This window comes from Rhodococcus sp. NPDC076796 (assembly GCF_040702765.1).
Taxonomy (GTDB): Bacteria; Actinomycetota; Actinomycetes; order Mycobacteriales; family Mycobacteriaceae; genus Rhodococcoides.
This window is the reverse complement of record NZ_JBFBMS010000005.1, coordinates 136,814-149,456: the sequence shown is the minus strand read 5'-3', so window position 1 is coordinate 149,456 and position 12,643 is coordinate 136,814. Positions and strand designations below refer to the sequence as shown.

Genomic DNA, 12,643 nt, shown 5'->3' with positions numbered 1-12,643 from the left:
CGAGGCGTTGACTCTTCGTGGGCCGTGCTCCTAGCGAGCTGGGCGCAGCTCGCGGGGCAGGGAGAACACCAGCGTCTCGTTCGCGGTGGTGACCGGCTGTACGTCTGCGTAGCCGTGCTCGGCGAACAGTTCGATGACGCCCTGCACCAGGATCTCCGGTACGGATGCACCCGAGGTGATGCCGATCGTCTCGACCCCGTCGAGCCAGGCCAGGTCGATTTCCTTGGCGTAGTCGACGAGGTAGCTCGCTCGCGCACCTGCGCCCAGTGCAACCTCGACCAACCGCACCGAGTTCGAGGAGTTCTTGGAGCCGACGACGATCACCAGATCGCATTCCGGTGCCATCGCCTTCACCGCGACCTGACGGTTCTGCGTGGCGTAGCAGATGTCGTCGCTGGGCGGGTCCTGGAGCGTCGGGAAGCGCTCACGCAGTTTGGCGACCGTCATCATCGTCTCGTCGACGCTCAACGTGGTCTGGGACAGCCAGATGACCTTGTTCTCGTCTCGAACGGTGACGTTGCCGACCGACTCGGGGCCGTCGACCAGCTGAATGTGTTCGGGAGCTTCGCCTGCGGTGCCCTCGACCTCCTCGTGGCCCTCGTGGCCGATGAGGAGGATGTCGAAGTCGTCCCTGGCGAAGCGCTTCGCTTCCTGGTGCACCTTGGTCACCAACGGGCAGGTGGCGTCGATGGTGCGCAGGCTTCGCTCGGCCGCGGAGGTGTGTACGGCAGGTGAGACACCGTGCGCGGAGAACACCAGCAGCGATCCCTCGGGAACCTCGTCGGTCTCCTCCACGAACACCGCGCCGCGATCGGACAGCGTCTCGACCACGTGCCGGTTGTGCACGATCTCCTTGCGCACGTACACCGGCGCACCGTGCTGCTCCAGCGCCTTCTCGACGGTTTCGACCGCACGATCGACTCCCGCGCAGTAGCCCCGCGGCTCCGCGAGCAGCACTCGCTTACCCCCGGCGTACGAGGACTTACCCGTACCGGCGGACTGTGCAATACCAAGATTCAGAGGAACAGCCGAAGACATACCTCCCAGGATACGTGCACCGAGCTCGCCTGCCTCGTTTCCACGTCCCTCGACCCCGGCCGCGAAGGGTCGTACAGCCTGTCGGCTACCCAAAGTTCACCGTTTCGGGCAGTCTGGTGCACATGACTCGAGTCCCCTTTGCAGCGCGTGTGGCTGCAGGCGTCGCCGTGACCGTCGTGGAAGAGGCTCGCAAGCTTCCTGGTTCCGCCCTGATGCTGCCGATGACGGTCGTCAGCGAGGCACTGGCGCGCAGTATGCGATTCCAGCAGCAGGTGACGGCGTTGGCCATCAAGGGCGATCTGGTCATCGCGAACTTGCCGGTCATCGGGACCCCGAGCGAGGAGCAGCCCGCCTGGGCCAGCTTCGACGAGGACGGGGACGAGACCTTCGACACCGAGTCGAGATTCGACGCCGCCGTCATCACCGACGACGTCGATGTGCCCGACGCCCCCGTGGCCGAGCCGGTCGCGGCGAACGGCCGCTTCGCTCTGTACTCGACGCCTCCGCTGGACGAGCCGGTTCAGGACACCTCGGCCAAGCGCGCTCCCTCCGCCGACAAGCCCGAGATCGTCGAGATGATCGACTTCGACACCCTCGCCCTGGCACAGCTGCGCGCCCGCCTGCGCACGCTCTCGATCGAGGACCTCGAAACCCTGCTCGACTACGAGAACGACACGCTCTCTCGCGCGCCCTTCCAGACGATGCTCGCCAACCGCATCACCACCGCCAAGGCCAAGTGAGCACTCCCCCAACCCAGTCCGGTCCCACCCAGCCAGGCGCGAGCACCGCCGAACAGCCGTGGCCGGTGCGTACCGTCGCCATGAAGGTTGCCGGCTGGATCGACAAGCTCGGCTCCATCTGGGTGGAGGGGCAGCTCACCCAGATCAACGCTCGTCCCGGCACCAGGACGGCCTTTCTGACGCTGCGTGATCCGTCGGCCGACATGTCGCTGTCTGTCACGTGTTCGCCGCAGTTGCTCGAGCGTTCACCCGTTCCACTGACCGAGGGTGCGCGCGTCATCCTCTACGGCAAGCTGTCGTTCTTCACCGGTAGGGGAACGATCTCGCTGCGCGCCACGGACATTCGTGCGGTGGGGGTCGGCGAGCTGCTGGCTCGCATCGAACGTCTCAGGGCTCTGCTCGCCGCGGAGGGTTTGTTCGACCCACGCCTCAAACGTCCGCTGCCATTCCTGCCGGGCACCATCGGATTGATCACTGCGCGCGCCAGCGCAGCCGAGAAGGACGTGCTGACCGTCGCGCAGAGGCGTTGGCCTGCGGTCCGATTCGAGGTCCGCAACACACCGGTCCAGGGCCCACAAGCTGTTCCGGCGATTCTGGACGCGCTGAAGGAGCTGAACGACGACCCCAGCGTCGACGTCATCATCCTCGCCCGCGGCGGCGGTAGCGTCGAGGATCTGCTGCCGTTCTCGGACGAGGCTCTGTGCCGCGCCATCTCTCGCGCCACCACGCCGATCGTCAGTGCCATCGGCCACGAGCCCGACAGCCCACTGAGCGACCACGTCGCGGACCTGCGGGCCGCAACCCCCACCGATGCCGCCAAACTCGTGGTGCCCGACGCCGTCGCCGAACAAGCCCTGGTCTCGGAACTGAAGTCGAGAAGTGCTGCAGCGCTGCGTAATTGGGTCGAGCGCGAGGCACGCGGACTGGACATGCTCCGACACCGTCCGGTACTGGCGGACCCACTGGCCTCGCTCGAGCAACGTCGCGAGGAGGTTCTACGGCTGCTCGATGCTGCCCGACGCGACGTGCAACGCGAACTCACCACGCAGGACACGCTCGTCGAACATCTACGGGCCAGGCTGTCGACGCTGGGTCCTGCTGCCACACTTGCTCGGGGCTATGCCGTCGTACAGCGGGTGGTCGCGGGTTCGGATCCCGAGGTTCTGCGTTCGGTCGAGGACGCACCACCGGGTACACAGATCAGAGTGCGCGTGGCCGACGGTGCCGTCACCGCCGCAGTCATGGGGCGAGTCAAATGACAGAAGGAGTACGCATGAGCGAGAACGACAAGCCGGTATCGGAACTGGGCTACGAAGAGGCCCGCGACGAGCTGGTGGGCGTGGTGAAGATCCTCGAGCAGGGCGGGCTCGATCTCGACGCCTCCCTGGCCCTGTGGGAGCGGGGAGAGCAGCTGGCCACTCGTTGCGAGGAGCAGCTCGCCGGTGCCCGCAAGCGGATCGAGACCGCGCTCGCGAGCACCGAGAAGGACAGCTAGGGCGCGAGCGGTTCGGTGACCTCGAGGGCCTGGGCGAGCGTGGTGAAGTCCACATCGTTCGCGGTACCGCCCAGCAGGATTCGCACGTCGCCGAAGTCCGAGACCCAATACTTCCGCGAGCCTTCCTCGCCGTAGACGACCCAGTCTCGACCCGAGACGTTCTGCGCGCCCGACGCGTACACCGTCTCGTCGCCGGCCACGAAAGGAACCAACACTTCCTCGACGGCGCTGGTCTGGGTCAGCTGCAGATACGCACCCGATCCGGTGATGTATCCGACAGTCGACACCGGTCCGCCGTTGTCGCCGGAGATCGTGGGACGACTGCCCGAGTTGGGCGTCCAATCCTCGGGAACAACCGGATTACGCACCGGAAAACCGATTTCGGACGCGTCGTACTGCAGCGCGGTGTCGATGTCGAAGTTGGGAATGGGCCCCTGCCTGGGCCCGCCGGGGCTCAACGAGCATTGACTGGCGATACCCGCAATCAACAAACACGCGATGACCAGCGGAATGAGCGACCACACCATGTCGCGGCTGTTGTTGAGAATCCGGGGTTTGCTGTTCGCCACATCTCCAGTATCCCCTCTGCGCAGCAGTGCTCGGTCGGCGCGTGCCTCACAGACGACCCGACCCCACCGCGGGCATCACAGAAGTGAGATAATCGCGCCTGGGTAACACCCCACCAACCAGGAGGCTACAAACCGATGACGGCCAGCACCGAGTCCACTCGCGCCATGGCGCCAGATCGCAACCTCGCACTCGAACTCGTACGCGTCACCGAGGCCGGTGCGCTCGCCTCGGGTCGCTGGGTCGGTCGCGGCGACAAGGAAGGTGGCGACGGAGCAGCAGTCGATGCCATGCGTCAGTTGGTCAGCTCGGTCTCGATGCGCGGCGTCGTCGTCATCGGCGAGGGCGAGAAGGACGAAGCGCCGATGCTCTACAACGGCGAGCAGGTCGGCAACGGCAACGGCCCCGAGGTCGACTTCGCCGTCGATCCCGTCGACGGCACCACGTTGATGGCCAAGGGCATGCCCAACGCCATCTCGGTTCTCGCGGTCGCCGAGCGCGGCGCGATGTTCGATCCGTCCGCCGTCTTCTACATGAAGAAGATCGCCGTCGGACCCGATTTCGCCGACGTCATCGACATCACCGCACCGGTCGCGGAGAACATCGCCCGCGTCGCCAAGATCAAGAAGGGATCCACCTCCGACGTCACGGTGTGCATCCTCGACCGACCCCGGCACGCCGAGCTGATCCAGCAGGTGCGCGACACCGGCGCCCGCATTCGACTGATCTCCGACGGCGACGTCGCCGGTGCCATCGCCGCCGCACGCCCCACCTCTCCCATCGACATCCTGATGGGCACCGGCGGAACCCCCGAAGGCATCATCGCCGCGGCCGCCATGCGCTGCATGGGTGGCGCGCACCAGGGCATGCTGGCTCCGACCGACGACGACGAGCGCCAGAAGGCGATCGACGCCGGACACGATCTCGATCGCGTCCTGTCCACCGAGGACCTGGTCTCGGGCGAGAACGTCTTCTTCACCGCGACCGGCGTCACCGACGGCGACCTGCTCCAGGGCGTCCGATACTCGGGCGGCGGTGCGCACACGCAGTCCATCGTGATGCGCTCGAAGTCCGGCACCGTCCGCATGATCGACGCGTACCACCAGCTCAACAAGCTCAAGGAGTACTCGAACATCGACTTCGACGGCGACACCTCCGGCGCCATCCCGTCCTTCTGACCGTCCGCTCGACGAAGTTTCCGCTCCCCTACCGAGGCAAGAGGTCAATGACAGAGAACGAACAGCAGTTCCGGATCGAGCACGACACCATGGGAGAGGTTCGCGTTCCCATCGATGCGCTCTGGCGTGCCCAGACGCAGCGTGCCGTGGAGAACTTCCCCATCTCGGGCCGTCCGCTCGAGCGCACTCAGATTCGCGCGATGGGCCTGCTCAAGGCAGCCTGCGCGCAGGTCAACAAGGACCTCGGTCTGCTCGACGGCACCCTGGCCGACGCGATCATCGCCGCAGCCACCGAGATCGCCGACGGCAAGCACGACGACCAGTTCCCGATCGACGTCTTCCAGACCGGCTCGGGCACCAGCTCGAACATGAACGCCAACGAGGTCATCGCGTCGATCGCGAAGGCGGCAGGCGTCGAGGTGCACCCCAACGATCACGTGAACATGTCGCAGTCCTCCAACGACACGTTCCCGACGGCCACTCACGTCGCCGCCACCGAGGCAGCCGTCACCTCGCTCGTGCCCGCACTGCGCCACCTCCACGAGGCTCTCGTGGTCAAGGCAACGGAGTGGAAGCACGTCGTGAAGTCCGGCCGCACCCACCTCATGGACGCCGTTCCGGTCACCCTCGGACAGGAATTCGGCGGCTACGCCCGTCAGATCGAAGCCGGCATCGAACGCGTCGAGGCCACCCTGCCGCGGCTCGGTGAACTGCCCATCGGCGGCACCGCCGTCGGCACCGGACTCAACGCACCCGACGGCTTCGGACCGAAAGTCGTTGCCGCACTTGTTGCGTCGACCGGTATCGATGCACTCACCGCCGCCAAGGATTCGTTCGAGGCGCAGGCCGCACGCGACGGACTCGTCGAGGCCTCGGGCGCACTACGCACCATCGCGGTCTCACTGACCAAGATTGCCAACGACATTCGCTGGATGGGATCGGGACCGCTCACCGGACTCGGCGAGATCACCCTCCCCGACCTGCAGCCCGGTAGCTCCATCATGCCCGGCAAGGTCAATCCCGTTCTGCCCGAAGCTGTTACGCAGGTCGCGGCGCAGGTCATCGGCAACGACGCCGCAGTCGCATTCGGCGGCGCGTCGGGCGCATTCGAGCTCAACGTGTACATCCCGATGATGGCGCGCAACGTACTCGAATCGTTCAAGCTGCTCGCCAACGTCTCGGTGCTGTTCGCAGACAAGTGTGTCGTCGGCCTCGAAGCCAACGTCGAGCACCTCAAGACCCTCGCCGAGTCCTCGCCGTCCATCGTGACGCCGCTGAACTCCGCGATCGGCTACGAGGAAGCTGCCGCCGTCGCCAAGCAGGCACTCAAGGAGAAGAAGACGATCCGTCAGACGGTCATCGACCGCGGACTGATCGGCGACAAGCTCAGTGAGGCCGAACTGGACAAGCGCCTCGACGTCCTCGCCATGGCGAAGGTCAAGGACTAGCTTTCCCGTTCGCCCGCCGGACCCCTGAACGCGTGAATGGTCCATTGCACCGCCGAGACGTGTGCAATGGACCATTCACGGTTTCGAAAGGGGCGAACCTCAGGCCAGGTGAGCGAGTTCCTCGCGTGCCTTCAGGCCGTCCTCGCCCAGATCGGTGCGGTCGAAGATCTTCCAGCCTGCGAGCAGCGGCTTGAAAACCTTGTCGCGTTCCTGATCGGCGTCGTAGATTCCGGCTTCGGCGAGGGCGGCGGTGCTGCTGCCGCGGTCCGGGAGATCGACCTCGGGAATCTTGAATCCGTTGATCCGGTCTGCGATGGCGCGGGCGGCCTGGTCGGGCACCACGGCGAATGCCTCGTCGATGATGTTGGCGTAGAACGTCGACTGCAGCGCGTCGTCGTCGGCGATGCGGCCGAGGATGGTGGCCAGCACCGGGTCCTTGCCGAGGGCGATGGTGTTGCGGTTGCGCAGCGAGGCTGCGGCTTCCTCGATGGCGAAGTGCGCGAGGATGTCGAGCAGACCCTGGCTGGGAGCGTCGAATCCGAGTGTCATGTGCTCCATCCGAACCCGCTCGAGGGCGACCGGATCGACTGCGCGAGTGAGCACCAGGAAGTTGCGCAGCACGATGGACTGTCGGTTCTCCTCCGACGTCCATCGGCCGGTCCACTTCCACCAGGCCCCGAGGCCGGTGAGCGCGTGGGCCAGTTCGCGGTGGTACGCGGGCAGGTTGTCGGCCACCAGCACGCCGACCGTGGCGGACAGGATTTCGACATCACTGAGGTGCGACTGCTCCGGCGTCCAGTCCTCGCCGCCGAGGAACGCGAAGTTCTTGCCCTCGTCGAACGGCGCGAGATCGTGGGGATGCCAGTCGTTGGCAGCCTCGATGTGGCGTCGTAGATTCTCTTCGACCGCGGGCTCCAAACGGACCAGCAGATCACCGTCGGACAGGTTCGTAGACATGCGGTAACCGTAGCGCCTACACCTGAGCGCCCGACGTCGTGCCCCTGACCATTGTGAATTCTCCTAACGCCAGGTCGTTGCGGGTCTATTCTCAGGTGCATCCAGTCATCGAAGTGAGGACTCCTCATGATGCGGTCGGGTCGAAATTTTCTGTGTCTTGCTGTCGTGTGCTCGATGGTGGTGCTGGTCGGGTGCTCCGAGGACGCACCCACTGCAGAGAGTCCTCCGACCTCCGAGCCCGCACCGACCGGCGACCTCTCCCCCGGTCAGGTCGCAGGAGTCGATGTTCCCGACGGCCGCGTCGACGAGGCGGTCGGCAGGCTCGACGGCATCGCCGAGGAGCTGATGGCGTCGTCGAACATTCCCGGTATGGCCATTGCCGTCGTGCACGGCTCGGACGTCGTCTACTCGAAGGGCTTCGGCGTTCGCGAAGCGGGCACGGACGACCCCGTCGACGGTGACTCGGTGTTCCAGTTGGCGTCCCTGTCCAAATCGGTCGGTGCGACGGTCATCGCGTCCCAGGTGGGAGCGGGCGTGGTCGACTGGTCGACGCCGGTGGTCTCGCAGCTGCCGTGGTTCGCACTCGACGATCCGTGGGTGACCGAGAACATCACGGTCGGCGACTTCTACGCCCACCGAAGCGGGCTGCCCGAGCATGCCGGGGATCTGCTCGAGGACCTCGGCTACGACCGGCGCCAGGTTCTCGAACGCCTTCGGGATGTGCCCCTCGACCCGTTCCGCTCCACGTACCACTACACCAACTTCGGGATCACGGCCGCGGCCGAGGCCGTCGCTGCGGCGTCGGGCAAGGACTGGGACACCCTCAGCCAGGACACGATCTACGGCCCGCTGGGTATGACCTCGACCAGCTCGTCGTTCGCGGACTACATCGCGCGCGCCGATCGGGCCGTACCCCACGTACTCGTCGACGGCGAGTATCAGGCGAAGTATCAGCGAGAACCCGATCCACAGACCCCCGCCGGTGGCGTCAGCTCCTCGGTGAACGACCTCGCGAAGTGGCTGACAATGCTGATCGCCGACGGCAACCACGACGGACGAGAACTCGTGGATCCCGACGCCCTCCTGCCCGCGGTCAGCGCGCAGATCGTCTCGAGCCCGTCGGCGACACCGGACTCACGCGCCGGCTACTACGGCTTCGGATTCAACGTCTCCACCAGCGCGGCCGGCCGCGCGACGGTGAGCCATTCCGGAGCGTTCGCACTCGGAGCCGGCACCAACTTCGTCTGGATTCCTTCACTCGACGTCGCCATCGTCGTACTGACCAATGCCGCGCCCCTCGGCATCGCCGAAACGGTGACCGCCGAGTTCGCAGACCTCGTTCAGTTCGGTGAGGTGCGGGAGGACTGGCGAACGCTGTACAAGAATGCGTTCGCCGGGATGAGCGAACCGGAGGGCGAGCTCGCAGGCAAGACCGCCCCCACCAATCCCACTGCGCCACAACCCCTCGCGTCGTATGTGGGGGTGTACCAGAACAGCTACTGGGGGCCGGCGACGGTAGCGGAGATCAACGGGGAACTGACGTTGGCTCTCGGACCGAACGGAACCTCCTACGAGTTGACGCCGTGGGACGGTGACACGTTCACGTTCGAGCCGAGCGGTGAGAACGCGCCCGACGGGTCCATCTCCCAGGCGACGTTCAACGCGAATACGCTGACACTCGAGTTCTTCGACGGCGATGGATTGGGGCGATTCACGAAATGACCGAGACACAGCAGGCAACCGAGACCGTAGTGAATCTGTTCGACGCGTTGAGAAGTCGAGACACCGAGCGCGCTATGTCGCTCCTCGACGACGACATCGTCTGGCACAACGTCGGACTACCGAAGGTGCGCGGCCGCTCGAACGTGGGCAGGTTCATGGCCACGCTTGCCGAGCCTGCGTTCGGCTTCGACGTGATCGTGCACAACATCGCCGCCGACGGAGATGTCGTGCTCACCGAACGCACGGATGCGCTGATCTGGCGTCGGCTCCGAATCGAATTCTGGGTGTGCGGAACCTTCGAGCTGCGCGACGGCAAAGTGGCCGTGTGGCGGGACTACTTCGACAACGTCGACTTCCTGAAAGGTCTTGTGCGAGGGGTTTTCCGGGCCTTAGTGGGCCGGTGACCCATGTGAGCGGAACCTCGTAGTGGGCTACGAAGTTCCGCTCACAATGGGGGTCAGGCTCCCGACGGCCCGAACTCTTCGAGCATTTCTGTCACCAGTGCCGCGATCGGTGAACGCTCGCTGCGGGTGAGGGTGATGTGCGCGAAAAGTGGGTGCCCCTTGAGCTTTTCGATCACTGCAGCGACGCCGTCGTGTCGTCCGACGCGCAGGTTGTCGCGCTGAGCGACGTCGTGGGTGAGTACGACGCGTGAGCCCGAACCCAGCCGGGACAGAACCGTCAGCAGCACGTTGCGCTCGAGTGACTGTGCCTCGTCGACGATCACGAAGGAGTCGTGCAGCGATCGACCGCGAATGTGCGTCAGTGGCAACACTTCCAGCATTCCGCGGGCGATGACCTCCTCCATCACCTCCGGGCTCGCGAGCCCTTCGAGGGTGTCGAAAACCGCCTGTCCCCAGGGGCCCATCTTCTCGCTCTCGCTACCGGGGAGGTAGCCGAGCTCTTGGCCGCCGACGGCGTAGAGGGGCCGGAAGACAACGACTTTCCGATGCGAGCGACGTTCGAGGACGGCCTCGAGTCCGGCAGTCAGCGCCAGAGCGGACTTACCGGTGCCTGCCTTTCCACCGAGTGAGACGATGCCGATGCTCTCGTCGAGCAGAAGATCGAGCGCCACTCGCTGTTCTGCCGAACGGCCGTGCAGTCCGAACGCCTCACGCTCACCGCGCACGAGTTGGATCTGCTTGTCGGGCGTGACGCGCCCCAGCGCACTCTGCCGTCCGGCAAGCAGTCGAACTCCGGTGTGGCACGGCAGGTCTCGCGCCTCGGCGAGGTCGATGACGCCGTCGTTGAACAGCGTGTCGACTGCGTCGGGCTGCACGTCGAGCTCGGTCATGCCGGTCCACCCGGATGGCACCACGTCGTGTGCGTGGTACTCGTCGGCGGGAAGCCCGACAGCACCGGCCTTGACGCGCAGCGGAATGTCTTTGCTGACCAACACCACATCTTTGCCCTCGGCCGCCAGATTCAGGGCGCACGCGAGGATTCTGGAGTCGTTGGAGTCGGTACGGAATCCGACGGGAAGCACCGTGGGATCGGTGTGGTTGAGCTCGACTTGCAGTGTGCCACCGGACGTTCCGATGGGAACCGGCTGGTCGAGTCGGCCGAACTCGACGCGTAGGTCGTCGAGCATGCGCAAGGATTCCCGCGCGAACCATCCCAGTTCGTGATGGTGGCGTTTGCCCTCCAACTCGCTGATTACGATCAGCGGAAGTACCACATTGTGCTCGGCGAACCGGATGACTGCCCAGGGATCCGAGAGCAGGACCGAGGTATCGAGCACGAATGTCCGAAGAGGGGCGGAAACGGAGCGTGAAGTGGTCACGTGGGGCTCCTACGTCTGCGCGGTACCGCGCAAACTCTGTCGCTCGGCCGGTCGGGTCCAATGTGTCAGGTGACACGAGGACCGGGTACCGGCCCTCTCGCGCTCACTAGCTCAGTCACGTATCAGAACCTCCCGCACAGGTAGCTTCCCCGCTGCCTGTTACTGCCGACGGTACCGCCGAAATCGAGGTTCGGCTCGCTGGAAGTCTGGCGTGTCGGTGAACAACGCGTTACGGCCGAATCGCCCCAGGTCGGCAGTCGGGCGGTGCCGAGTGTGCCCTCCCCCGACGCGTCAATGGACCACTGCATACGTCTGAGCGCTGCAATGGTCCATCGACGCAGACCAGCGTGCTGCGTCGATGGACCACTACACACGTCCGAGCGGTGCAATGGTCCATTGACGCGGACCGGCGGGGTGCGAGAGCAGGATCAGCCGAGCAATCCCCAGTCTTCGAGGCCCTCGTACAGTGGCTTGCTCTGTGCCAGTTTCACAACGCGGTCCTTCAGGGAATCGCTGGCCTCGCCGGTGGCCAGGGCGGTGCCGATGATGTCGGCGACCTCGGTGAACTCGGCTTCGCCGAATCCGCGGGTTGCCAGTGCGCCGGTGCCGATGCGCAGGCCCGAGGTGACCATCGGCGGGCGCGGGTCGAAGGGCACTGCATTGCGGTTGACGGTGATGCCGACCTCGTGCAGGAGGTCCTCGGCCTGTTGGCCGTCGAGCTCGGAGTTGCGCAGGTCGACGAGCGCGAGGTGTACGTCGGTGCCGCCGGTGAGGACGGAGATGCCCTTGTCTGCGACGTCGGCACCGGTGAGACGATCGGCGAGCAGTGATGCACCGAGGAGGGTGCGCTCCTGACGTTCCTTGAACTCGGGCGTCGCAGCGATCTTGAAGGCGACGGCTTTGGCGGCGATCGCGTGCATCAGCGGCCCGCCCTGCTGGCCCGGGAACACTGCGGAGTTGAGCTTCTTGGCCCATTCCTTCTTGGCCAGGATGATGCCGGAGCGCGGTCCACCGAGGGTCTTGTGCACGGTGGAGGAGACGACGTCTGCGTACGGCACGGGTGAGGGGTGCACGCCTGCGGCGACGAGTCCGGCGAAGTGCGCCATGTCGACCCATAGAAGTGCGCCCACTTCGTCGGCGATGGAGCGGAACGCAGCGAAGTCCTGGTGGCGCGGGTACGCCGACCAGCCGGCGATGAGCACCTGCGGCTTGGCGGCGATGGCCTGCTTGCGCACCTCGTCCATGTCGATGCGGTGGTCTTCCTTGGACACCCCGTAGGACTCGACCTCGTAGAGCTTGCCCGAGAAGTTGAGCTTCATGCCGTGGGTGAGGTGGCCGCCGTGCGCCAGGTCGAGGCCCATGATCTTGTCGCCCGGGTTGATCAGTGCCATCAGCACGGCGGCGTTGGCCTGCGCACCTGCGTGCGGCTGCACGTTGGCGAACTCGGCACCGAAGAGTTCCTTGGCGCGGTTGCGCGCGAGATCCTCGACGATGTCGACGTGCTCGCAGCCGCCGTAGTAGCGGCGACCGGGGTAGCCCTCGGCGTACTTGTTGGTCAGGACGCTGCCCTGGGCCTGCAGCACCGCGCGGGGGACGAAGTTCTCCGAGGCGATCATCTCGAGAGTGTCGCGCTGACGCCCCAGCTCACCGGCCATCGCCTCGGCGACCTCGGGATCGAGTTCGGCCAGTGACAGGTTGTTGACGTCAGTCATAAC

At 65.6% G+C, this 12,643-nt stretch carries 12 protein-coding genes; 7 read left to right on the top strand and 5 right to left on the bottom strand.

Going from position 1 to position 12,643, the window contains the following annotated elements:
* Positions 1-30 precede the first annotated feature (30 nt).
* The gene (locus AB0366_RS17710) at positions 31-1,038 is read right to left on the bottom strand and encodes a 4-hydroxy-3-methylbut-2-enyl diphosphate reductase (RefSeq protein WP_366245041.1); all 1,008 of its coding nucleotides are present in this window, start codon (positions 1,036-1,038) and stop codon (positions 31-33) included.
* 122 nt (positions 1,039-1,160) lie between these two features.
* Between AB0366_RS17710 and AB0366_RS17705 the strand changes: the two genes are divergently transcribed.
* From AB0366_RS17705 to AB0366_RS17695, 3 genes are read left to right on the top strand one after another with little or no spacing between them, the layout of a single operon-like run.
* Positions 1,161-1,778, top strand: a complete 618-nt coding sequence (locus AB0366_RS17705) for a lipid droplet-associated protein (protein ID WP_121873328.1) — start codon at positions 1,161-1,163, stop codon at positions 1,776-1,778.
* Positions 1,775-3,037 carry an exodeoxyribonuclease VII large subunit gene (gene xseA, locus AB0366_RS17700; protein ID WP_366245040.1) on the top strand — a complete coding sequence of 421 codons (1,263 nt, stop codon included), beginning with the start codon at positions 1,775-1,777 and terminating at the stop codon, positions 3,035-3,037. The genes AB0366_RS17705 and xseA overlap by 4 nt, the downstream gene beginning before the upstream one ends.
* 14 nt (positions 3,038-3,051) lie before the next feature.
* Positions 3,052-3,273, top strand: coding sequence for an exodeoxyribonuclease VII small subunit (locus tag AB0366_RS17695; RefSeq protein WP_037191413.1), 222 nt, complete (start codon positions 3,052-3,054; stop codon positions 3,271-3,273).
* On the opposite strand, the gene AB0366_RS17690 is transcribed toward AB0366_RS17695, so the two are convergent.
* The gene (locus AB0366_RS17690; protein ID WP_366245039.1) at positions 3,270-3,842 is read right to left on the bottom strand and encodes a DUF4245 domain-containing protein; all 573 of its coding nucleotides are present in this window, start codon (positions 3,840-3,842) and stop codon (positions 3,270-3,272) included. The genes AB0366_RS17695 and AB0366_RS17690 overlap by 4 nt on opposite strands.
* 135 nt (positions 3,843-3,977) lie before the next feature.
* Here AB0366_RS17690 and glpX point away from each other — a divergent pair, with 135 nt between their 5' ends.
* On the top strand, positions 3,978-5,018 hold the full coding sequence (glpX, locus tag AB0366_RS17685; RefSeq protein ID WP_121873331.1) for a class II fructose-bisphosphatase: 1,041 nt from the start codon (positions 3,978-3,980) through the stop codon (positions 5,016-5,018).
* 47 nt (positions 5,019-5,065) lie between these two features.
* Positions 5,066-6,466, top strand: a complete 1,401-nt coding sequence (locus AB0366_RS17680; RefSeq protein WP_121873332.1) for a class II fumarate hydratase — start codon at positions 5,066-5,068, stop codon at positions 6,464-6,466.
* A 99-nt stretch (positions 6,467-6,565) separates the two neighbouring features.
* Here AB0366_RS17680 and AB0366_RS17675 read toward each other — a convergent pair whose 3' ends face one another.
* Entirely contained in the window at positions 6,566-7,423 is an 858-nt protein-coding gene (locus AB0366_RS17675) for an acyl-ACP desaturase (protein ID WP_121873333.1), read from the bottom strand.
* Between the two features lie 174 nt (positions 7,424-7,597).
* Here AB0366_RS17675 and AB0366_RS17670 point away from each other — a divergent pair, with 174 nt between their 5' ends.
* Both AB0366_RS17670 and AB0366_RS17665 read left to right on the top strand, forming a co-directional pair.
* Entirely contained in the window at positions 7,598-9,145 is a 1,548-nt protein-coding gene (locus AB0366_RS17670; protein WP_366245038.1) for a serine hydrolase, read from the top strand.
* On the top strand, positions 9,142-9,549 hold the full coding sequence (locus AB0366_RS17665; protein WP_366245037.1) for a limonene-1,2-epoxide hydrolase family protein: 408 nt from the start codon (positions 9,142-9,144) through the stop codon (positions 9,547-9,549). Before AB0366_RS17670 ends, AB0366_RS17665 begins: the two co-directional genes overlap by 4 nt.
* A 53-nt stretch (positions 9,550-9,602) precedes the next feature.
* On the opposite strand, the gene AB0366_RS17660 is transcribed toward AB0366_RS17665, so the two are convergent.
* Positions 9,603-10,928, bottom strand: a complete 1,326-nt coding sequence (locus AB0366_RS17660; RefSeq protein ID WP_188078813.1) for a PhoH family protein — start codon at positions 10,926-10,928, stop codon at positions 9,603-9,605.
* A 428-nt stretch (positions 10,929-11,356) separates the two neighbouring features.
* On the bottom strand, positions 11,357-12,640 hold the full coding sequence (glyA, locus tag AB0366_RS17655; protein WP_032394025.1) for a serine hydroxymethyltransferase: 1,284 nt from the start codon (positions 12,638-12,640) through the stop codon (positions 11,357-11,359).
* Between the last annotated feature and the right edge of the window lie 3 nt (positions 12,641-12,643).